This is a genomic window from uncultured Cedecea sp. (genome assembly GCF_947498825.1).
Taxonomy (GTDB): Bacteria; Pseudomonadota; Gammaproteobacteria; order Enterobacterales; family Enterobacteriaceae; genus JGM124.
Genome location: NZ_CANMLV010000003.1, coordinates 42,818 through 64,642 on the forward strand (window position 1 = coordinate 42,818; position 21,825 = coordinate 64,642).

18 protein-coding genes and 1 pseudogene are annotated in these 21,825 nt (G+C 45.0%); 13 read left to right on the forward strand and 6 right to left on the reverse strand.

What is annotated here, in order from left to right:
• Positions 1-79 precede the first annotated feature (79 nt).
• The 3 genes from pheP to Q1A40_RS05220 all read left to right on the forward strand — a co-directional run bounded on the left by pheP (position 80) and on the right by Q1A40_RS05220 (position 3,716).
• Positions 80-1,453, forward strand: coding sequence for a phenylalanine transporter (pheP, locus tag Q1A40_RS05210; RefSeq protein WP_299998386.1), 1,374 nt, complete (start codon positions 80-82; stop codon positions 1,451-1,453).
• A 114-nt stretch (positions 1,454-1,567) separates the two neighbouring features.
• Positions 1,568-2,476: an EamA family transporter gene (locus Q1A40_RS05215; RefSeq protein WP_299998586.1), complete on the forward strand. Its 909-nt coding sequence runs from the start codon at positions 1,568-1,570 to the stop codon at positions 2,474-2,476.
• A 217-nt stretch (positions 2,477-2,693) separates the two neighbouring features.
• The gene (locus tag Q1A40_RS05220; protein ID WP_299998387.1) at positions 2,694-3,716 is read left to right on the forward strand and encodes a sensor domain-containing diguanylate cyclase; all 1,023 of its coding nucleotides are present in this window, start codon (positions 2,694-2,696) and stop codon (positions 3,714-3,716) included.
• A 30-nt stretch (positions 3,717-3,746) separates the two neighbouring features.
• Here Q1A40_RS05220 and ampH read toward each other — a convergent pair whose 3' ends face one another.
• On the reverse strand, positions 3,747-4,892 hold the full coding sequence (gene ampH / locus Q1A40_RS05225; protein ID WP_299998587.1) for a D-alanyl-D-alanine-carboxypeptidase/endopeptidase AmpH: 1,146 nt from the start codon (positions 4,890-4,892) through the stop codon (positions 3,747-3,749).
• A gap of 429 nt (positions 4,893-5,321) precedes the next feature.
• Here ampH and lpxP point away from each other — a divergent pair, with 429 nt between their 5' ends.
• The 4 genes and pseudogenes from lpxP (at position 5,322) to Q1A40_RS05245 (ending at position 9,157) form a co-directional block, all read left to right on the forward strand.
• Positions 5,322-6,251, forward strand: a complete 930-nt coding sequence (lpxP, locus tag Q1A40_RS05230) for a kdo(2)-lipid IV(A) palmitoleoyltransferase (protein WP_299998388.1) — start codon at positions 5,322-5,324, stop codon at positions 6,249-6,251.
• A gap of 235 nt (positions 6,252-6,486) precedes the next feature.
• Positions 6,487-7,117: pseudogene (locus Q1A40_RS05235) on the forward strand (YagU family protein).
• Positions 7,118-7,537: 420 nt separating this feature from the next.
• Complete coding sequence (gene sbmA, locus Q1A40_RS05240) at positions 7,538-8,749, forward strand: peptide antibiotic transporter SbmA (RefSeq protein ID WP_299998389.1); 1,212 nt, start codon at positions 7,538-7,540, stop codon at positions 8,747-8,749.
• Positions 8,750-8,941: 192 nt separating this feature from the next.
• Positions 8,942-9,157, forward strand: coding sequence for a DUF2754 family protein (locus tag Q1A40_RS05245; RefSeq protein WP_299998390.1), 216 nt, complete (start codon positions 8,942-8,944; stop codon positions 9,155-9,157).
• Positions 9,158-9,163: 6 nt separating this feature from the next.
• On the opposite strand, the gene ddlA is transcribed toward Q1A40_RS05245, so the two are convergent.
• Entirely contained in the window at positions 9,164-10,261 is a 1,098-nt protein-coding gene (ddlA, locus tag Q1A40_RS05250) for a D-alanine--D-alanine ligase (protein WP_299998391.1), read from the reverse strand.
• Positions 10,262-10,939: 678 nt separating this feature from the next.
• On the opposite strand from ddlA, the gene Q1A40_RS05255 reads away from it, so the two are divergent.
• Entirely contained in the window at positions 10,940-11,200 is a 261-nt protein-coding gene (locus tag Q1A40_RS05255) for a sigma-S stabilization anti-adapter protein IraP (protein ID WP_299998392.1), read from the forward strand.
• 409 nt (positions 11,201-11,609) lie between these two features.
• On the opposite strand, the gene proC is transcribed toward Q1A40_RS05255, so the two are convergent.
• Positions 11,610-12,419 (reverse strand): pyrroline-5-carboxylate reductase, encoded by an 810-nt coding sequence (proC, locus tag Q1A40_RS05260; protein ID WP_299998393.1) that lies wholly within the window; start codon positions 12,417-12,419, stop codon positions 11,610-11,612.
• A 186-nt stretch (positions 12,420-12,605) separates the two neighbouring features.
• On the opposite strand from proC, the gene Q1A40_RS05265 reads away from it, so the two are divergent.
• The 4 genes from Q1A40_RS05265 (at position 12,606) to ppnP (ending at position 15,413) form a co-directional block, all read left to right on the forward strand.
• Positions 12,606-13,064 (forward strand): YaiI/YqxD family protein, encoded by a 459-nt coding sequence (locus tag Q1A40_RS05265; protein ID WP_299998394.1) that lies wholly within the window; start codon positions 12,606-12,608, stop codon positions 13,062-13,064.
• Between the two features lie 342 nt (positions 13,065-13,406).
• Positions 13,407-13,940: a shikimate kinase AroL gene (gene aroL, locus Q1A40_RS05270; RefSeq protein WP_299998395.1), complete on the forward strand. Its 534-nt coding sequence runs from the start codon at positions 13,407-13,409 to the stop codon at positions 13,938-13,940.
• A gap of 359 nt (positions 13,941-14,299) precedes the next feature.
• Entirely contained in the window at positions 14,300-14,977 is a 678-nt protein-coding gene (locus Q1A40_RS05275) for an AroM family protein (protein WP_299998396.1), read from the forward strand.
• Positions 14,978-15,119: 142 nt separating this feature from the next.
• Positions 15,120-15,413: a pyrimidine/purine nucleoside phosphorylase gene (ppnP, locus tag Q1A40_RS05280; RefSeq protein WP_299998397.1), complete on the forward strand. Its 294-nt coding sequence runs from the start codon at positions 15,120-15,122 to the stop codon at positions 15,411-15,413.
• A gap of 49 nt (positions 15,414-15,462) precedes the next feature.
• On the opposite strand, the gene rdgC is transcribed toward ppnP, so the two are convergent.
• Positions 15,463-16,374, reverse strand: a complete 912-nt coding sequence (gene rdgC / locus Q1A40_RS05285; RefSeq protein WP_299998398.1) for a recombination-associated protein RdgC — start codon at positions 16,372-16,374, stop codon at positions 15,463-15,465.
• Positions 16,375-16,467: 93 nt separating this feature from the next.
• On the opposite strand from rdgC, the gene mak reads away from it, so the two are divergent.
• Positions 16,468-17,379, forward strand: a complete 912-nt coding sequence (gene mak, locus Q1A40_RS05290) for a fructokinase (protein ID WP_299998399.1) — start codon at positions 16,468-16,470, stop codon at positions 17,377-17,379.
• A gap of 75 nt (positions 17,380-17,454) precedes the next feature.
• On the opposite strand, the gene sbcC is transcribed toward mak, so the two are convergent.
• Both sbcC and sbcD read right to left on the reverse strand, forming a co-directional pair.
• Positions 17,455-20,610, reverse strand: coding sequence for an exonuclease subunit SbcC (sbcC, locus tag Q1A40_RS05295; protein WP_299998400.1), 3,156 nt, complete (start codon positions 20,608-20,610; stop codon positions 17,455-17,457).
• Positions 20,607-21,824: an exonuclease subunit SbcD gene (gene sbcD, locus Q1A40_RS05300; protein WP_299998401.1), complete on the reverse strand. Its 1,218-nt coding sequence runs from the start codon at positions 21,822-21,824 to the stop codon at positions 20,607-20,609. The genes sbcC and sbcD overlap by 4 nt, the downstream gene beginning before the upstream one ends.
• Between the last annotated feature and the right edge of the window lies 1 nt (position 21,825).

A 21,825-nucleotide genomic window follows, 5' to 3' on the forward strand; every position in this document is an offset into this window, starting at 1 on the left:
CTTCTGCTTAACCCCAGCTTGCCACGCTTTGCTGCAAGTGTTAAAAGGTGCGCTTTATATAAAAAAAAGGAGAAGGGCGTTGAAAAATACGTCAAGTCCATCGGACGAACTTACTGTATCAGATGCCCCTATACTCAAGCGTGGCTTACAGAATCGCCATATACAACTTATTGCATTGGGTGGCGCCATTGGCACGGGATTATTTCTCGGAATTGGTCCGGCAATACAAATGGCAGGACCGGCAGTTATTTTGGGGTACGGCATTGCGGGTATTATCGCTTTCCTGATTATGCGCCAGCTCGGTGAAATGGTGGTTGAAGAGCCGGTTTCAGGTTCATTTGCCCATTTTGCCTACAAATACTGGGGCCCCTTTGCAGGATTTCTTTCCGGCTGGAACTATTGGGTGATGTTTGTGCTGGTTGGTATGGCAGAACTGACTGCCGGCGGCATTTATATGCAGTATTGGTTTCCGGACATTCCGACATGGTGTTGGGTAGCGCTCTTTTTCATTATTATTAATGCCGCCAATTTGGTCAATGTACGCCTGTATGGTGAAATGGAGTTTTGGTTTGCGATAATCAAAGTGTTGGCTATCATCGGCATGATTGGCTTCGGGATCTGGTTGCTCACTTCGGGCCAGGGCGGTGAGCGTACTGGTGTGGCTAACCTCTGGCAATATGGTGGCTTTTTTGCGACCGGTTGGCAGGGACTCATACTGTCACTGGCGGTAATCATGTTCTCTTTCGGTGGGCTGGAACTGATTGGTATTACCGCCGCTGAAGCGCGCTCGCCAGAAACCACTATTCCTAAAGCAGTAAACCAAGTTGTATACCGTATCTTATTGTTTTATATCGGCTCTCTGGTGGTGTTACTGTCACTTTATCCGTGGTTAGAGATTAAGTCGAACAGCAGTCCATTTGTTATGATCTTCCATGAAATGGACAGTAATCTTGTCGCATCTTCGCTGAATTTTGTCATTCTGGTAGCTTCACTGTCGGTATATAACAGTGGTGTTTATTCCAATAGCCGTATGCTTTTTGGGCTATCGGTACAGGGCAATGCGCCAAAATTTCTTGCGGCGGTTAACCGCCGTGGAGTACCGGTACGTTCATTGTTCCTGTCAGCCGCGATAACCTCATTAGTCGTGCTGCTTAACTACTTGCTCCCTCATTCGGCATTCGGATTGTTAATGGCATTAGTGGTCGCCACCCTGTTGCTTAACTGGATAATGATCTCTTTGGCCCACCTGAAGTTTCGCAAAGCGATGCGCCTTCAGGGTAAAGAGACTGGCTTTAAAGCCTTGTTGTATCCTTTTGGTAACTATCTGTGTATTGCCTTTATGGTCATGATCCTTGGCCTGATGTGTACAATGGATGAGATGCGTATATCTGCGATGTTACTGCCAGTGTGGATAGTCTTTTTATACGGTGCGTTTAAACTGTTTCGCCGTTAAGCTGATTTACTGGCGTGTTCACTGGATTAAATCTCCATCGTATCCGGTGAGCATGCCGCGTTGATGATTTGATTCTGTCGAGGGTGGCAGCTGTATTAAAAGGAGGAAGAAATGATGAGTGGAAGCCGGAAAGGAATGTTGTATGTATTACTTTCTGCCGTAATGTGGGGCAGTTCTGGTGTCTGTGCTCAATATATTATGGAAACCAGTCACATCTCTTCCTCTTCACTGACGATGTTACGCTTGTTATTTTCCGGCTTGATTATACTGACGTTATCGCTGACTCATGGTGACAACATTTTTGCCGTTTTTAAACAACGTGAAACGGTTATCTCATTGTTACTCTTCACCCTTTTTGGGGGAATGGCCGTTCAGCTGACCTTTTTGCTGACGATTGAAAAATCAAACGCAGCAACGGCAACGGTATTGCAGTTTCTCTCGCCGACAATCATTGTTGCCTGGTATGCACTGGTAAAAAAGAAACGTACGGGAAAATTAGTCTTTGCGGCGATTGGCACTTCGCTGTTAGGGACGTTCTTGTTAGTGACACACGGTAACCCGCTTTCGCTGAGCATTTCTGGTAGCGCGCTATTCTGGGGAATTATGTCGGCATTTGCTGCTGCATTTTATACCACCTATCCTTCGAAACTGATTGGCTGTTTCGGTACGTTACCTGTCGTTGGCTGGAGCATGCTACTGGGTGGCATAATGCTGGCGCCTTTTTATGCAACACAGACAGGCAGTTTTACCGCCAGTGGAACCACATTAGTAGCATTTTTCTATTTGATAGTGGTCGGTACAGCGATGACGTTCAGTCTCTATCTGACAGGAGCACAGATGATAGGCGGGCAGAAAGCCAGTATCCTCAGTTGTGCTGAACCCTTAAGCAGCGCGCTGTTGTCCGTTTTGTTGCTGGGGATTACGTTTACCTTACCGGACTGGCTGGGGTCATTCTTTATTATCTCTTCAGTACTGTTAATCGCTCTGGATTCCAGGGGCCGGCTACACAGTCAACAGCACTAATTTTTTAAATTATTTCTGCTGATTCCAGGGATTATTTTACGGTTAGAATAGAATATACCTGCCATACTTTAGGTTGCCTGAACGTGATACATATTTAGCTAACTGAGCGACATTGTTTATCGGTTAGCTGAACCTTTATTCGACAAGCAGCGCGATTTATCTATGACAGGGCAACATATTACATTCAGACAAGTGTTCCTCATAAAGGTATCTTATCGTGGCAATTGATAATCTGATTGAGCGTATTTCAACGGTTTTAGACGCAGAATATTCTCTTGAGGGTCTGGTGCGGCATTTACTGGAGATGCTTGAGCTGGTCACTAATATGGAATCTACCTATCTGACGCGTATTGAACCTGACGGTAGTGTGCAACATGTACTTTTTGCTCGTAATACCAAGAGTATGCAAATTCCTGAGGGACTTTCTGTTCCGTGGGGCGACACGCTGTGTAAACGCGCACTGGATGAAAAACGACGTTATACCTGCGATGTAGCAACCCTGTGGGGCGACTCAGAGGCAGCTAAAGTCTTAGGTATTATGACCTATGCCAGTACTCCGGTTATCCTTTCTGATGGCTCACTCTTTGGGACGCTGTGTGCAGCCAGTTCGTCAAAGCGTCCTTTGAACGGGCAGAGTGAACAAGTCTTGCAACTCTTTTCACAGTTGATAGCCCAACAGATCCAAAGCGAACAGCTGTTAGCGGAGCTTAAAGCGGCTAACCGGGCCTTAACCACCGCCAGCTATACTGATGAACTGACGGGCCTGGCAAATCGTCGCGCAATTTTTGAAAAGTTAGAGGGCTTGTTTGTCAATGCGCGAGACGAGTCACGCTATATCTTACTGGTTTTTGCTGACTTGGATGGATTCAAAGCGATTAATGATATTTACGGGCACGAAGCGGGAGATGAGTTTCTTTGTGCGATTGCCCGACGTTTACAAGAGCATATGCGTAGCGGGGAGTTACTGGGGCGAATGGGCGGCGATGAGTTTGTTATTGCAGGACCGGGGCCGGAAGAAAACGAAGCCGCCATAAAAGCCGCTGAGGCTTTGCGTGCCAGACTGGCAACTTTATTGGCGGGGACTTATCAGCTTTCTTCCTGTGTCATTGATTACGTCGGGCCGAGTATCGGTGCTATTGCTGTGAATCCCGCTTTTGATACGCCTGATAGCGCATTACGTGAAGCGGATGTCGTTATGTACATCGATAAAAAACGCCGAAAAAGTGCACTGACCCGATAAAAGAGAAGTCAGCCTTGCAGGCCAGCAGTCCTACGTGGCAGGACTGTTCTGGGCCAGCGGTGTTTCTATCTGATAACCACTGAGTTCAGACACTAAGTCATTGACACCATCGCTCATGTTAACGAAACGCGTTAAAGGTGAGCGGGTGATAACAACAAAAACACCGACGTTACTTTGTGGCACCATGGCCATATACGTAATGAATCCCCCAGCTCCGCCAGTTTTTTGAATAATACCCGGGCGTCCGTTTTGTGGCTGCATGTAAACCCAACCTAAACCTAATGCATCGGCTTTACCGGGGACATCCATACCAATGACTTTTGTCAGTTGAGTTCGTTGATAGATAAGGGTTTGCATTCTGTCAGCTTGCTGTGTGCGCTGATAAAGATCAGACGAGAGATACTGTTGCATCCAGCGCATCATATCGCTGGGTGTGGAATAGACGCCACCGCTGCCAATGGCTGCCAGCGCATTATTGCAGGGGCTTGCGCCCTTTTCCGCGACCATTAACCGCTTACATTGATCGGGTGAGGGCGTGTAAGTGGTGTCTTTCATACCGAGTGGGCGCGCGATATTTTCGCGAAACAGTTCAGCATAGGGCTTGCCTGATGCCCGGGAAAGGGCGTCGGCGAGTAAATCAAAAGCCAGATTAGAGTAGGCTGCTACTGTGCCTGGTGTGGCAGACAATTTCGCTTGCGATAACCAGTTCCAGCGTTGTTTGTAAGTCGGCCAGGTAAATACCGGACGATTTGCCACACCGCCTGGTTGCTCCCGGGGAAGGGCACTGGTGTGGGTCGCCAGGTTCACAAGCGTAATGGGTTGACCATTAAAAGTAGGGACCTGGGCGCCCGTTGGCGCATATTTGCTCAGTGGGTCGTCAAGTTTTACCGTACCGTTATCGAACAGTTTTACCAGCATTTCACTGGTCATCAGTTTTGTAATAGAGGCGATACGAATCACTGAATCAAGTTGGGGGAGTTGATTATTGCCTGGTCGGGTTTCCCCAAAACTATGAAAAATGCGCTGATTTCCGTCAATGACAACCATCGCCATGCCTGTGGCCCCGCTACCATAAAAAATATGATTGGCATATCGTTCAACGACTTCAGCGGCATATTCCTCTGTAGGTGATGATTGCGCCAGACTCATTCCAGAAAAGAAAATGCTGGCAAGCAAAAGAAGTTTTGGCAGGCGAATTTTCAAGGCAAAGGATCCAATTTATAAAATTAATCTATTGTGGCTATTTAACCTGCTAAGCACCTTTATTAAAAGCAGGAATATCATAATCGAGATAAGAAAAAGATAACTTTACTTTACGTTAATCAAGTAAAGCTAATAAGTGAATACCTTCATGAAAACTTCTTATTTTTTTAGAGGTTTTTTTCGTCTTGTTTATGAAAAAATAGAGTATCATCAGCAGAGGTTTGAAAATTTTGCTAACACAATATTCACATTATTTTTTAACAAAAAAAGGGTAATATTGGTGTAAGTTTTTATGCCATTAAAACTTTTCGCTTGTAGTGAATCGCAGAAAGACCAGGTGTACCGCTAATGATTGAGTTCTTTATGCGATACAATTATTTATCGCATACATGAGTAAACTATATGTCCAATAATCACTTGTTCAAACAGGGATTGTTGCACCCTCGCTATTGGCTGACTTGGTTTAGTGTCGGTATCCTTTGGCTTTGGGTTCAGCTTCCTTACCCTTTACTGATGAAAATGGGCGACTGGCTGGGGCGGTTTTCAATGCGCTTTCTTAAGCGCCGCGTGTCGATTGCTCGCCAGAATCTTCAGCTATGTTTTCCTAACTACACCCAAACGCATATTGATCATATCGTCCGTCAGAACTTTAGTTCTTTGGGACGGGCACTGATTGAAACCGGAATGGGGTGGTTCTGGTCAGATGCCAGGATACGTAAGTGGTGCACTGTCAGTGGTCTTGAACACCTTATTGCTGCAGGAGAAAAAGGCAAGGGCGTTCTGGTGATTGGGGTTCATTTTATGACCCTTGAGCTGGGTGGGCGAGTCATGGGAGTGAATCACCCGATGATGGCCGTGTATCGGCCACACAACAATAAAGTCATGGAGTTTATTCAGACTCGTGGCCGCTCTCGTTCTAATAAAGCTATGCTGGATCGCCGTAATCTCAGGGGGATCGTAAAGGCATTAAAATCTGGTGAGAAGGTCTGGTTTGCTCCTGATCAGGACTACGGCCCAAAAGGGAGTTCTTTCGTCCCCTTTTTTGCTGTTGAGCAGGCTGCAACGACCAATGGAACATTCACCATTGCTCGCCTGGCGAAGCCGGCGATACTGACTACGGTATTGATTCGTCGACCGGATGGGAAAGGCTACCAGTTAATGATTGAGCCGGAGATTGACGATTACCCACTTACTGGTAATGACGAACAGGCTGCTGCGGCTTACATTAATCGTAAGATTGAGCAGGAAATCATGCGGGCGCCAGAACAGTATTTATGGCTACATCGTCGTTTTAAAACACGACCGATCGGACAACGTAAACTTTACACTTGAAACTATGAGCAAGTCGGCGAGTCATCGGCTTGAAGAGTGATATTTTCCGCTTCATCGTCTATCTCTGTTGATTACAGCACTTCACACAATCCCGATAAGTAGAGATGGCACATATGTCGTCTCTGGCTTATGTGTTGTATGTTGATATCCCATCGATGAACTGAAAGCATCGCAGCCTTTTTTGTAACTTTTTGATACTGTAAATTAAAATATGGTTATAGAGGCGTATAGAACAATGAATATATTTGAACAGACACCACCATCCCGTCGGCGCTATGGATTGGCCGTTTTTATCGGGTTTATCTCAGGTATCGTTTCCGCATTTGTGAAATGGAGAGCAGAAGTTCCTCTTCCGCGACGTATGATCCTACCCACGTAATCCTGTAGATATGTTTACTGGCGCATGTGGACCGTAATCATTAATCAGAGCTGCAGAGCGCATTGATTGCTCAAGAAACTTTCTGAACCCTCCCTATATTTTCCTGCGAGATTTATTTGGCGTCGCGGATCCTAACTCGGCAGTCTATACCTTTGCCGGTCATGTCTTTAACTGGGTGGGGGTGACACACATCATTTTTTCTATTGTTTTCGCAGTGGGATATTGCGTCGTTGCGGAAGTATTTCCAAAAATTAAGTGATGACAGGGGTTATTTGGCGGTGCGCTGACACAGCTGTTTGTGCATATGATCTCATTTCCCCTGATGGGACTGACTCCTCCTCTTTTCGAGCTTCCCTGGTATGAAAACGTATCGGAGATATTTGGTCATTTAGTGTGGTTCTGGTCTATTGAGATAATCCGTAGAGATTTACGAAATCGAATGACTCACGAGCCAGATCCTGAAGTTCCTATCGGTGAGGCACGATAAACTTTAATAAATATAAAATGATAAATGGCGCATATTGCGCCATTTATCATTTATCCTACCCTGAAATTGATCAGACATCCTCTTTGTCAGAGTTCTTACGATGAACTTTTATCAAAAAATGATATCAATAAATGGGTTATTATGTTTGTCGTCTTGAATGTTGCATTAATGTTATGTTTTTTGACGAAGTAGACTACTTCTGTACGGTCAAGATAACAGGAGCGATGTTGGTTGCAAAAATCTTGCTGAATCACGTAGTTTATCTATGCTCATCACCAGGATTTATAAGTAGCTCGAATTATTTAGGGTGTAGATAATAGTGCTCGCGGTGTTTTTATTTTAAAATCAATTGCTTAGTTCTTTGTGTTTTTTTATTTGACGACTTGATATAAAAACAAAAATGTATTCAGGAGTGTGGCAATGTTTAAATCTTTTTTCCCGTCACCGAAGATGTTCTTCACTTCGGCGGCTATCTGGGGACTTTTAGTCGTCATTAGCTGGCAGGTTGGACTAGGCCTCTGGCTTGAAAATGCTGTTGGAGCCAGTCAGCAAGAACCTATTAATGCTACGCGCTTTTGGTCACTTAAAGCGCTGGTTTTTTATGGGTATTATGCAGCAAGTGTTGGCCTGTTTGCGGGATTCTGGTGCATTTACAGGCCTCATCGCTGGCAGCTTTGGTCAATACTGGGTTCATCGCTGATTATTTTTGTCACGTGGTTTTTGGTTGAGGTCGGTGTAGCAATCAATGCCTGGTATGCCCCGTTCTACGATCTGATCCAAAAGGCATTAAGCTCTCCCAACTCGGTCACGCTGAAACAGTTCTACTATGAGACGGGTGTGTTTTTGGGGATTGCTTTAATTGCCGTTACCGTATCAGTGTTGAATAACTTTTTTATCAGTCACTATGTTTTTCGCTGGCGTACCGCGATGAACGAATACTATATGCAACACTGGCAAATGCTGCGTAATATCGAAGGTGCTGCTCAGCGTGTGCAGGAAGATACCATGCGCTTTGCTGCTACGCTTGAGGATATGGGCGTTAAATTATTGCAATCAGTTATGACGTTGATTGCTTTCTTGCCGGTATTGGTTGCACTATCACCTCATGTAAAAAGTATCCCGATTCTGGGTGAAATGCCTTATGGTTTAGTGGTTGCTGCGATTGTCTGGTCCTTGGTAGGAACCGGTTTGCTCGCGATGGTGGGAATTAAACTGCCTGGATTACAGTTCAACAACCAAAAAGTGGAAGCTGCGTATCGTAAAGAGCTGGTTTATGGTGAAGATGATGTTAATCGCGCAACTCCGCCGACGGTGACAGAGCTATTTAGTGCCGTTCGGAGTAACTATTTTAGACTCTATTTCCACTACACCTACTTTAATATTGCGCGTATTCTTTATCTGCAAGTGGATAACATTTTTGGTTTGTTCCTGATGTTTCCCTCGATTGTCGCCGGCACCATTACGCTGGGACTGATGACGCAGATAAGCAATGTCTTTAGCCAAGTACGCAGTGCCTTCCAGTATCTGATTAACTCCTGGACCACGCTGGTAGAACTGATGTCTATCTATAAGCGTTTACGCAGTTTTGAGCATACCTTGCAAGATATCCCTCCTGAAGGTGCCAAAGCTTAACTCTCGGTATTAATTTTTCCGGATGACAGCAGAGCAGCGTTAATTTTTCTAACGCTGCTCTTGTTCTAATACGTTCAGATAATAGTAAGTTTCATTGTAAAGTTATCTACGGTATTAATGTTACTGACGACTTAATTACTTTGGTTGTGCGACAATGCCGAAAGAGTTTTTTCTAAACCAATGAGGCTATTTATGCTAACCCTGAAAATGCGTCGTGACTGGCATTATTATGCTGTAGCTGTGGGATTTATTTTTATTCTTAATGGTGTTGTAGGCATTATGGGGTTAGAAACTACGGGCTGGAAAAGCTATGCGGTAGGCCTTGTTACTTGGATTATCAGTTTCTGGCTGGCTGGATTTTTTATCCGCCGTCCCCGTGAAGAAGCAGAGAAGACAGCGGAAGAGTAGTCTGTATTAATTCATTGAACTTTTTAACGCGTTGTCTTGCTGATGACGCTCTAAAGCCAGAGTAATCAGGCGAGTAATTAATTCAGAGTAGCCAATACCGCTTGCCTGCCATAATTTAGGGTACATACTGATATTGGTAAAACCAGGCAAAGTATTTATCTCATTAATAATAATGTCGTTGTCTCGGGTCAGAAAAACATCCACACGTGCCATTCCGCTGCATTCCAGCGCCTGGTAAGCCTGGATGGCGATAGCCCGAATTTTATCGTTAATCTCTGCGGGTAGTGCCGCGGGAACGACTACTTTGGCACTCTCTTCGTCGATGTATTTTGTATCGTATGAATAGAACTCACTGTTAACGATAATTTCACCACAGGTACTTGCCTCAGGACTATCGTTGCCCAGTACTGCACATTCTATTTCACGACCATTAATACCTTGCTCAATGACGACTTTATGATCGAAAGTAAAAGCTAAAGCGACAGCATGATGAAACTGTTGTTCAGAGTTAACTTTACTGACGCCAACCGAAGAACCCTGATTAGCTGGTTTAATAAACAGAGGTAACCCGAACTGTTGCTTAATATCGGCAAAATTGGCTTGTGCGCGGTTAGCGCGAGTCAGGGTAATAAAGGGAGCGACATTCAGACCTGCATCACGTAGCAGACGCTTGGCAACATCTTTGTCCATACTGACAGCAGAACCCAGAACACCAGAACCGACAAACGGCAGGTTAGCGACCTTCAGCAAACCTTGCAAACAGCCATCTTCACCGAGGGTTCCATGAACGATAGGAAAAATAACATCCAGTTGTGAGAGAGGATGTGAATTACTGGCCTCGATTAACTGATTCTGTGCTTGTCCAGGGACGAGGGCAATATTATTTCCTGAATGATTGAGAGAAATCAGCGCTGGATCATCTGCATTTTGTAGATAACTGGTTGCATCATTAATATGCCATTGGCCTTGTTTATCGATGCCCAGTAATACTACATCAAATTTTGATTTATCAATCGCATCAACAATATTTTTTGCCGACTGCAGCGACACTTCGTGTTCTGCTGATTTTCCACCAAACACGATACCAACTCGCAGCTTTGTCATGCCTGTTCCCACCTTCATGAATACTAAAGTGGACAACATAGCATGCTCATTACAGGGATTCATGTGCTTTCCACTACTATCGTAGTGAGATTTGAATAAAATTTTTGTTGACGAACGCCCCCTTGCTCCGCTGTCGGATCCTGTGAATGTCGTTTAAGTTCTATTAGTTGAATTAGGTCGTGTATACCCGTCATACTTCAAGTTGCTTAGGGGGGCGTGCGTGAGGCCGTCTACAAGCAACCCGAATTATTTGGGGTATATATAGGGTATTAGCGAGAAAATAACACATCATCTGATGTTGCTAATTGATAACTTAAGGTAATTATAAATATTAGATGTAATTTAGTGCGTCCAGGGAATGAAAGTGGTGACTTAAATCACGTAAGGGATGTTATTCGAAAGGAAATGCAGAAGGGGAAAATTTTTTTTTGGTTTTTTATTCTTTTTAATGTTTTTTTTTAGTTATATGAACTGGTCTGGTGGTGTTTTTGTTAATGAAAAACTTCGTTTTCGCTATGATAATCTTATTTTAAGTAACAGCTTAAAAAATATCATCAATAAATAGTGTTGTATTGATGCTCTGGATATTTACTGGTTTTTCAATTAATAATATATTACCGAGCAAATTTAGTTTATCTCAGGGTAAACATCGTTTCTTAGACTATCGGAATTCGGTTCATGAAAAATTTTATTGCAGAGTTACTAATTAAACTCGCAGAAAAGGAAGAAGAGACGAAAGAATTGGTGGTTCAGATTAAAACACTGGAAGTTATCGTTACTGGATTACTGCAGAGCCTGGATCAAGAGCAAAAACTTAGATTTATTAGCAGTGTTGAGAGTTCGCTGGAGTCTTTGTCGGAGGGAGCAGAAATTGATGGCTACGATAGCAGTGAAATAAATAAAAATTTAGCCAGATTGCTTTTAATTCAATGTGAATAGTTCATCCCGTTGTCATGGTACGGTCATCAGTCGTTCTTATACTTCTTTTTGTTTGATTTATATCTAAAAGATATTTCCCAAAAAATGGTTGAAATATCCACGTTTCTTACTGCGATAAGCTCTTTTTATATTCATATCTTCTCTTACTGTCTGAGATAAACTCTCATCCCAATAAAGACCTGTCAGGTAAAAGCATATATACCCATCATACTTCAAGTTGTTTGGGTGTTGCCTGCGCCCAAGCCGCCGAATCACATAGTTTATCAGTGCTTATTGACGGACTGAACTGGGAGACTGCAAGTAACCCGAACTATTCTGGTTATAGGATAATGGCAGCAGGGCCACTTCATCATTGATAAAAAATGTAGTCACATACCGTGACTACATTCGTAAGCAACAGATCGGAAAGTTAGCTTTTACTCAACAGTTCCGATTTCGCCATACATTTCACCATGGCTTCAATCACCGCTGAACGGAACCCTTTTTCTTCCAGAACTCTGACAGCTTCAATGGTGGTGCCACCTGGGGAGCAGACCTTGTCTTTCAGCTCACCGGGATGAACATCGGTTTCCAGCACCATTTTGGCTGAACCCATGAGCGTTTGTGCGGCAAAGCGATAGGCCTGCTGACGAGGCATTCCACCTAATACTGCTGCATCAGCCATCGCTTCAATAAACATAAAGACATAGGCAGGCGCGGAACCACTTACACCTACCACTGAATGAATCAACGATTCGTTGACGACTTCCGCATATCCAAAGGAACGGAAAATATTGACTGCATCAGAAATATCTTCTGCGGTGACTAATGAGTTTGGTGTCACGGATGTCATGCCTGCATTGACCAATGCCGGAGTGTTTGGCATCGCCCGAATGATTTTCCTGTCATGGCCTAATACTTTTGCCAGTGTTTCTAATGTAATACCTGCTGCAATAGAAATGACTACAGTATCTTTGTTCAGACTGGAGTTTACTTCACTCATCACCTTTAACATGATGTTCGGCTTCACTGCGCCAAAGAGAATATCTGCAACTTGGGCCACTTGCTGAGCACTTTCAGCCGCATTGATGGCAAATTTTTCCCGCAGGGCTTCAACTTTATCGGGAGAGGGGGTGTAAACCCAAATATTACCCGGAACGACTTGACCGCTGGCTATCATACCTTCCAGAATCGCTTGTCCCATATTGCCACAACCAATAAATCCAATTTTCTTATCCATCGTCTTGACTCCATGGTGATGCATTCATGAGTTTTTGTTAAAGTTTAATAGTTTTTTAATGATTATGCTTAAGTTTACCCCATTACAATCAAATACAGTTTCCTGCAAAGATGACTCGGTTTACCTGTCAGGAAGTGAAAATAATGGCAAAATGACGTTCAATGATATTAATACTCTGGAGTGGTAATGCAAATTTGGGTGGATGCTGATGCTTGTCCTAACGTCATCAAAGACATTCTGTTCCGTGCTGCGGAAAGGGCACAGATTAACGTGACGCTGGTGGCTAATCAGTTAATAAGAACCCCGCCATCGCGCTTTATTCGCAGTCTGCAAGTCGCTTCAGGGTTTGATGTCGCTGACAATGAAATTGTTCGCCGCTGTGAAAAAAATGATCTCGTGGTAACCTCCGATATACCTTTAGCTGCGGATGTTTTGAATAAAGAAGCGATTGCGCTTAATCCGCGTGGGGAGCGATATACGCCAGCCACTATCCGTGAACGTCTCACAATGCGAGATTTTATGGATACCCTGCGTGCGAGCGGGGTACAAACGGGAGGCCCGGATAGCCTGAGTCAGCGAGACAGGCAGCAATTTGCCAATGAATTAGAAAAGTGGCTACTGATGGTAGCCAGGAAACATCAGTAATTTTTCTGGTATTGCCTCTGGGATGGCGAAAAATATTACCGGGAGACTACCCCCGGTAAATTTGGCTGTTATTAGGGATAAAACTCAACTTTTTATGTGTGGTCAGGTGGTTTTATCATTACAGAATAGGACTATATACAGGGCAAACCTTTCTGGTGGTATATTCAGTTTACACTTTTAGGTGCCTGTTACTGTGTAATTACTGGTAATAATATGAATGTTCTGATCTGTGTAACGTTATTTTTACGTTTTTCTCTTTGTTGATTCAGTGGTATTATCTTTGTCCTTATCTTGCTTTTATTATTTCTAACCTGAAGTTTGTTCTTCTGAGGATTTGCCCTGATGATTCACCCCGTATTCTTGGTTGGCGCTCGCGGCTGTGGTAAGACAACGATTGGCCGTGCTTTGGCGGAAACTCTCGGGTATTCTTTCGCTGATACTGATAGTTATTTGCTTGCCAGTACGGGTAAAAGCGTGGCAGAGATTGTTTCTGTTGAAGGCTGGCCGGGGTTTCGGGCGCGTGAATCTCTGGCATTGAAACACATCACTGCGGCTTCGACAGTTGTCGCGACGGGTGGGGGGATGATCCTTTCAGAACATAATCGTCAGTTTATGGCTGATCGTGGAATTGCTATCTGGCTTAATGTTCCTGCTGACATTCTGGCTGCGCGGCTTAATGCCTCTCCAGAAGAAGCTCAGCGCCCACCTTTAACCGGAAAAAGCGTGGTAGACGAAATTGTCGATGTATTGGCTGCGCGTGAGGAACTTTACCGGCAAACTGCTCGTCATATCATTGATGCCTCGCATTCTCCGGAGAGCGTTGTCGCATCTATTATTAGTGTATTACAGTTGTCAGATGTTAGTTCAGCTATCTAGTTATTCGTTAGCCTGCCGATAATATGATTTGATAATCTGTTATAGGCGGGCTACGTTCCCATATACGTTCCCATATACGTTATATTACGTTAATTGTTTTTCGAATAATCTTTTATTTTATGTGCTTATTTCTAAAAAAACTGTCCCGCTCAATAATAACACCTTGTTAGAATAAACAACGAATTGTTACTGATATATTGTTTTGAAATTGTTGAAATGTTGTTTAGGATTGATGTGAAGCTCCGCCTTACACTGTTCTGTTATGCCATTTTTTAGAGTATAGCCAGGACACAGTGTAGTAGCTCATGACGGATCAATACTGGACATTGAACTGATACGAAGCAGAGGCGACGCAAAGTATGAAACTCACTGTAGCGATTCTCTCCATTGGTATGGTTCCGGTGGACGAAATCAGAACGGTTTTAACAGAACATGTAGTAGATGAAAAAATTACTCATATCAGCTTATTGGGTAATATGTCACGTGAAGAAGTTTGTTTAGAGTTTTCCCCGGATATCGATGAAGAGCAATATCTTGTTTTACTAAGTGATAATCAGCTCGTTAGTGTTGGCCGTAATAAAGTCACTATTGCTATGCAAAACTTAGTTTCGTTGCTCGACAGGCTAGATTATGAAATCGTTTTATTAATGAATACTATGCCTTTACATGGACTTAAGGCCCAGAATGCGATTCTTTTAGAACCCGATCGCATACTACCACCACTTGTTGCTTCTATTGTCGAGAGCCATCAAATGGGGGTTGTTTTACCTTTTCCGGATCTTATTGAGTATCAGCAGGTTAAATGGCGCTCGCTTGAAAAAACGCCTCTTTATGAAATTGCTAACCCTGTCGATGGGGCTGATGAAGTGTTACTCCAGGCAGCCCGGCAACTGATTGCCCGGGGAGTTACTGTCATTGTGCTGGATTATTTGGTATTTATGCGTCGACATCAGCAGTTATTAGAACAACATTTTGATATTCCAGTAATTCTTTCTAATATGCTGGTAGTCAGACTGGCATCAGAACTGCTCGACTAAATAAACTCAGTACTGTATCAGTCTTCCTGAAGACGATATTTCCGGATTACTGCAGTGTGACCGGTATAATTATCGTGACAGAGCAGAGTATTACCCCCTATATTATTTTTTTAAATTTCTTATCTCTATAAAGGGTTTGTCCATGCTTCAGAGTAACGAGTACTTTTCCGGTAAAGTAAAATCCATTGGTTTCGATAGCAGTAGTACTGGCCGTGCAAGTGTAGGTGTGATGGCTGAGGGAGAGTATACGTTTGGGACAGCTGAGCCCGAAGAGATGACGGTAGTCAGTGGTGCTCTGAACGTGTTATTACCGGGCGAAACTGAGTGGAAAGTCTATGGTGCTGGTGATGTTTTTCACGTTCCCGGCAACAGTGAATTTAATCTTCAGGTAGCAGAACCGACTTCTTATCTTTGTCGTTACCTGTCTGATAAATAATGCGGAATACAGAGCGCAGCTCGCGCTCTGTTACTTTTTTCGGTGGTAATTAATGCTGTGCTTCTCCGCCTAAAGCATCAATCAGATTGGTTATCAATGCTGTTAGCTCTGCGGTCATCAGAATAAAATCAGCATCAAAGCGCTGTCCGACGTCTTCTCTGTCTATGTCGTCGTTTTGTTCACGCAGGGTATCGGCAAACTTCAGGCGTTTAATCGAAGCATCATCTGCAATAATGAACTGTACCCGCTCCTGATAGTCCAGTGCTAGTTTGGTGACTACTTTCCCGGACTCAATATGATTGGCTATTTCATCACAGACCAGGTCTTGCTGCTTACAGCGGATCACTCCACCGCCCTCCAGCATTGCTTTCAGTTCTGCCTCATCCATCAGCGCAAAACCTGCAGGTGTCTCACCTGAGCGAACCCATTCAGTCAGCGTTAATTCCAGAGGTTTTTCAAACGTTAAAGGAACCACTGGTAACGACCCCAGGCTTTTACGTAGCAAAGCCAGAGTGTCTTCTGCTTTTTTCGCGCTGGCACAGTCCAGCATGATGATGTTATTAACCGTGTCTATCCAGACCATCGTCTGATTAAAGCGGCTGAAAGCACGCGGCAATAAACTATGAAGCACTTCATCTTTTAGCGAGTCTTTCTCGGTTTTTTTCAGTTTCCGGGCCTGTTCTGCTTCCAGTTTATTGATTTTTGCTTCAAGAGTTTGCTTAATGACTGACGCGGGTAGCATTTTTTCTTCTTTACGGGCACAAATGATAATCTGACCATTTGCCACATGGGTCAGTGCATCACTGTGAGACCCCATCGGAGAGACCCAACCCGTTTTTGCCATATCCTGGCTGCCGCAAGGCGTAAAGGAAAATTCGGCTAACTGTCTTTCCATTACGTCCGCCGTCAGCGTGATATCACGACTTAAACGGTACACCATTAAATTTTTAAACCACAGCATGACTCTGTCCTGGATTGTCAGTTAAACGCAGAGCATATGATAACGAATTGATGATGGTCTTTATACCCGTCATGTATTTTTGAGGAAGATATCGTGCGTATAGGAATTGATTTAGGTGGCACTAAAACAGAAGTGATTGCACTGGCTGATGACGGTGCTGAGCTATTTCGACATCGTTTGCCGACACCAAAGAACGATTATCAGGCAACAATTCGCACCATTGTGGAACTGGTTGCCAGAGCGGAAACGGCGACAGGAGAGAGGGGAAGTGTCGGAATTGGTATCCCGGGATCTATTTCCCCTTATACCAGGATGGTAAAAAATGCCAATTCGACCTGGCTCAATGGACAGCCTTTTGACAGCGATTTACAGCGAGCGTTAAACCGTGATGTTCGGCTGGCAAATGATGCTAACTGTCTGGCGGTATCAGAAGCGATTGACGGGGCCGCAAGTGGAGCACAAGTTGTTTTTGCCGTAATTATTGGTACGGGCTGTGGTTCTGGTATCGCTATTCATGGGCGTAGTCTTATTGGCGGGAATGGTACTGCGGGGGAGTGGGGGCATAATCCACTTCCCTGGATGGATGACGAAGAACTGCGCATTTGTGAGCAACTTCCTTGTTATTGCGGGAAACAGGGCTGCATTGAGACCTTTGTTTCCGGTAGTGGCTTTAGCGCTGACTTCTTGCGTCTGAGTGGTGAGCATTTGAATGGTCATGACATTATCATGCGTGCCGAACAGCAAGATGCTGTGGCTGAACAGGCTATTCATCGCTATGAAACACGCCTTGCCAAGTCTCTGGCTCATATCGTGAATATACTCGATCCGGATGTGATTGTACTGGGGGGTGGAATGAGTAATGTTGACCGGCTCTATCAAACCTTGCCGCAACTTATCAAACCCTGGGTATTCGGAGGTGAGTGTGAAACCCCCATTCTTAAAGCACAGCATGGGGATTCCAGTGGCGTCAGGGGGGCTGCATGGTTATGGCCGCTGGAAAAATAGCGATTATCTCCGTCATGCTTCAAGTTGCCTGGGGGTCTACAGGCAGCTTGAGTTATTCCGGATATAATTTTGCCGTCAGCTGACGGCAAATACTTTGTCCAGTTTGCTTATCCCCAATCCGTTTATCTTTTTCACTTTCACTTGTACAGGGATCCTGTCTTTCATTGCTTCGACGTGGCTTATCACACCGATTGTTTTACCTCTGGCGTTAAGGGCATCCAGCGCATCCAGAGCGATATCCAGGGTCTCGGCATCGAGAGTGCCAAATCCTTCGTCCAGGAACAGTGAGTCAATACGAGTCTTATGGCTGACGAGATCGGACAGCGCCAGAGCCAGTGCTAAACTGACCAAAAAACTTTCTCCTCCTGAGAGCGTTCTGGTATCACGCAGGGCATCAGCTTGCCAGGTATCGAGCACCTGCAGTTCCAGAGCCTCGCTGTCTTTACGCTGCAGCAGGTAACGACCATGCAGGCGATTCAGTTGGTTGTTAGCAAGCCAGACCAGGTTATCCAGCGTCAGTCCCTGAGCGAATTTACGGAACTTATCTCCCTCCTTTGAGCCAATAAGCGCATTGAGGTCCCCCCAGTCTTGTAACTGCTTTTCTTGCACTTCTATTGTTTTAATCAAGGCAGACTGACGCTGCTTATTTGCCGCATCATGCTGAAGTTGCTGCTGAATTTTCCCCTGCTGGGTGGTGTTTTCCCGGAGTTGTTGGGTATATTGTGTTATCTGTATTGTCAGGGATTCTGCATCTGTTTCATCGCTCAGTGTCACCGGGCGGGTAGACTGATGCTCTGTCAGTGTCTGTATTGCCTGTAACAACAGTGTATTTTGTTGCTGTTGCTGACGCTCAAGTTCTTCTTTGCGCTCTGTTAATGCCTTGCGCTGGGTTTCATCAAGTAATGCGCTATAGAAATCATCAGCGTGACTGAACGGGCTTTGTGTCAGGGCTGTATTAAACTGTACCTGAGCCGAAGAAAGTTCAGCTTCACTCTGTTGCAATTGCTGCTTCAAAGAGTGCTGCTCACCTTCCAGGCGAGTGTACTCGCTGTACAGATGCTGCCAGTTTTGCAGGGCAGTAAGTTGCTGACTCTCATCAAGATCAGGGGGGGTACTTCCATCATCTGGCAGTGTCGAAAGCACTGGCTCCAGGGAGGCTAGTTGCAGTTGTAACTGAGGGATTTGAGCTTCCTCCTCTTGCCAGCGCTGTGATTCCTTCTGTCGTGCGTCAAGCCATTGGGCTTCTGTACCGTTTTCCGGAACTGTCAGCCCTGCATTTTCCAGGCTCATCATCAAAGCATGATGCTGGGTGTCGATCACTGCCTTTAATTGTTGATATTGTGAATTGAGTTGTTGATGCTGGGTTTCCAGTTGCTGACGTTCATTCAGTTGACGTAAGCTCTGTTCGTACTGCTCTTGTTTGTCCAACCACTGACTGATATTTTCGGTAAGAGTGAGGGTGACTCCTAAGTAGATACAACACTGTTGCCATTGTTCTGTAAGAGTTTTTTCTTCCTCCTGAATGTGTATCAGTATCTGGCATATTTTTTCACGTTGCTGGTATTGTGTTTCCAGCTGGCCTTTCATTGCTGCACCTTGGTTAGCAAGTACTTCCACCTCCTGGGTCAGTTTTGCCAGTTGCTGCTGACTTTCGGCCGGTTGGATCTGCTGATAAGCGATGACGGCAGGATGTTCAGTGGAACCACAGAGCGGGCAAGGTTGTCCGGACTCCAGGCGATGGCGTTCCGTTTCCAGGCTTTGTATGCGCTTTTCTAAATCGACTATTTTTGCCTGGGCACTTTCTTGCTGGCGTATCTCTTTATAACGCTGGCGGGTCGCCTCAAGCTGTGTTTCTCGCTCTTTTATCTGCTTATTGAGCTGCTGCTGCTCAGCATCTTGTTCTGCTTGACGCTTGCTCAGGGCGTGAAATTGCTGATGCAACAAGGCCAGTTTTTGATGATGGGGCCGGGCTGCTATCTGTTTTTGTAAGTAAACACTCACCTCTTCGTTCGTCAGAGAAAGTGAGATGACCGGTAGCATCTGTAATTTTTTCTGACTGACATCAATACTATATTGCCATTCGGCGAGCTGTTGCTCATCACGTCTTAGTCGTTCAAAAGCACCGCGCCAGCCAGCGAGTTCATTGCCCCACAGGCGATACTTATCATGAGTTTTAAGCCAGTTTTGCTTTTCTGTCAGGCTGCCTTGCAATTCACTGGCACGCTTAGCTGCCAGTAAGCGTGTCTGCTGGCGAGATAGAGCGATATGCTGTAAGCGAGTATTTACCTCAATGCTGTATTGCACTTTCTGTTGATGTATTTTCTGACGTTCCTCAAGCCGTAATCCATCAGGCCGTAATGCTTCAGCCAGTAATGCACGGGTCAGTTTGTTTTGTTGCGGGGCGAAATCCAGTAATGCTTTTTGGGCATGGTTGACGCTTTGCTGCTGTTGCTGGTTCTGGAGTGTTAGCTGTGTGAGTCGAGTTAACCATTGATGATGCTGCTGGCGTTGCTGTAACTCTTCCAGCCAAACCTTTTCACTCTTCGCCAGTTCTTGAAGTTGTTCTGTGAGCTGTTGCTGCTGGGATTCGCTTAGCAAAGCAATCCCTTCGGCTTGGGTGAGTAGAAGATCAAGCTGACTTTTTATCTGTTTATAGTTTTCAAAGACCGCGCTCGATAACGAGCCGTAGATCTCTGTTCCGGTCAGCTCTTCTAATAATGACGCTCTGTCATTCGCACTGGCATTTAAAAAGGCAGCAAACTGTCCCTGAGATAACATCATCGAGCGGGTAAAGCGACCGTAGTCCAGTCCAGTTAATGAAGCGATGGCTTCCAGCTTATCTTTCACTTTGTCAGCAATGATTTTTCCATCACTGACCCGAGCCAGCTCGACTCTTGGAGCTTGCAGATTACCATTGATAGCGTTACGGGCTCGGTTCTGGCTCCAGAAAGCACGCCAGGCAACGCCCTTCACTTCAAATTCAACTTCTGCCAGGCATTCAGCGGTATCTCGGGTCATTAAATCGTTCTGTGACTGGGTCAGAGTATTCAGACGAGGAGTTTGGTGATAAAGCGCCAGGCAGATGGCATCCAGTAGTGTTGTTTTACCGGCACCTGTTGGGCCGGTAATAGCGAACAGCCCGTTGCTGGCGAAAGGTTCTTGAGTAAAATCGATTTTCCACTCACCTTTGAGTGCGTTCAGGTTTTTCAAGCGTAGGCTGAGAATTTTCACGGTGACTCTTGCTCCTCATGAAGTGAGGAAAGTGTTTGTGTAAATAATTTCCGCAGGCGGACGGCATGTTCCTCATCAAATGGCTCTTGCTCCAGTCGTCGTTCAAAAACATCCATCGGACTTAACTCACTTAATGTTTCCTTCAGTGGATTAGCCATAAAACGTTCACGCTGGGCACGGCTTCTGCGGATCAGTAATATTTCGACCGGAAGACTGGCCGATAAATCTTGAATTTGTCTGTGTATATCGTTCAGATATTCGTCAGTGCTGACTTCAATATCCAACCAGATCTTGCTATCAGATGGCGCATCTCGCCATTGTTCTAATTGCTGACTAATTTCTGTGATTGAGCCTTTTAATGTCACTAGCTGCTGCGTAACAGGAACTTCAAGTGGCTCAACACTTGCCAGTTTACCGGCCTCAAAGGTGACCAGAAGAACATTTTTAATGCGGTTAGTTTCATCAAAACTGAGTGCAATAGGTGAACCGCTATAACGAATATGTTCGCAACCAGCAACTTTTTGCGGACGATGAATATGTCCGAGGGCAATATAGTCAGCAGGGGGAAATGCATCAGCCGGGAAAGCATCCAGTGAGCCGATATAAATATCCCTTACGGCATCAGAAGTCGCGGCGCCAACGGTGGTCAGGTGCCCGGTCGCAATAATGGGTAAGTTTTGTGTGCCACGTAATTGTACTGCAGTTTGATAGCATTTCTGATAATGCTCGCTAATCGCTACCATCAGGGATTGATGTTTTTCATCACCATCCAGTCCTGACTGACTACGCTGAATATCTCGTGGCCGCAGGAACGGAATGGGGCAGAGTATTGCGCCCGGATGACCATTCTTCTGGTTAATCACCCAGGCTTGCTGCTCGGTTTCTTGTGCAGCCCGGGCGATAACCTGTGTATTCAGACAGGCCAGTAATTCACGGGACTCATTCAGTGTCGAAACCGCATCATGGTTTCCGGCCAGGATAATCAGCTGACAACCGCTAGATTGCAGCTGTACGATAAAATGATTATAAATTTCACGGGCATAACTTGGAGGTGACCCGGTGTCAAAAATATCGCCTGCAACAATAATGGCATCTATCTGGCGTTCGACTACGACTCCAAGGAGCCAGTTGAGAAAAGCGCGGTGCTCAGGAGCGCGCGTTTTAGTATAGAAATTCTGACCAAGATGCCAGTCTGATGTATGGATAATGCGCATA

Excerpts from the sequence above, each read along its gene's own strand:
- Q1A40_RS05215 (WP_299998586.1), top strand. The coding sequence starts at position 1,568 with ATGAGTGGAAGCCGGAAAGGAATGTTGTATGTATTACTTTCTGCCGTA.
- lpxP (WP_299998388.1), top strand. The coding sequence starts at position 5,322 with ATGTCCAATAATCACTTGTTCAAACAGGGATTGTTGCACCCTCGCTAT.
- sbmA (WP_299998389.1), top strand. The coding sequence starts at position 7,538 with ATGTTTAAATCTTTTTTCCCGTCACCGAAGATGTTCTTCACTTCGGCG.
- Q1A40_RS05245 (WP_299998390.1), top strand. The coding sequence starts at position 8,942 with ATGCTAACCCTGAAAATGCGTCGTGACTGGCATTATTATGCTGTAGCT.
- ddlA (WP_299998391.1), bottom strand. The coding sequence starts at position 10,261 with ATGACAAAGCTGCGAGTTGGTATCGTGTTTGGTGGAAAATCAGCAGAA.
- Q1A40_RS05255 (WP_299998392.1), top strand. The coding sequence starts at position 10,940 with ATGAAAAATTTTATTGCAGAGTTACTAATTAAACTCGCAGAAAAGGAA.
- proC (WP_299998393.1), bottom strand. The coding sequence starts at position 12,419 with ATGGATAAGAAAATTGGATTTATTGGTTGTGGCAATATGGGACAAGCG.
- Q1A40_RS05265 (WP_299998394.1), top strand. The coding sequence starts at position 12,606 with ATGCAAATTTGGGTGGATGCTGATGCTTGTCCTAACGTCATCAAAGAC.
- aroL (WP_299998395.1), top strand. The coding sequence starts at position 13,407 with ATGATTCACCCCGTATTCTTGGTTGGCGCTCGCGGCTGTGGTAAGACA.
- Q1A40_RS05275 (WP_299998396.1), top strand. The coding sequence starts at position 14,300 with ATGAAACTCACTGTAGCGATTCTCTCCATTGGTATGGTTCCGGTGGAC.
- ppnP (WP_299998397.1), top strand. The coding sequence starts at position 15,120 with ATGCTTCAGAGTAACGAGTACTTTTCCGGTAAAGTAAAATCCATTGGT.
- rdgC (WP_299998398.1), bottom strand. The coding sequence starts at position 16,374 with ATGCTGTGGTTTAAAAATTTAATGGTGTACCGTTTAAGTCGTGATATC.
- sbcD (WP_299998401.1), bottom strand. The coding sequence starts at position 21,824 with ATGCGCATTATCCATACATCAGACTGGCATCTTGGTCAGAATTTCTAT.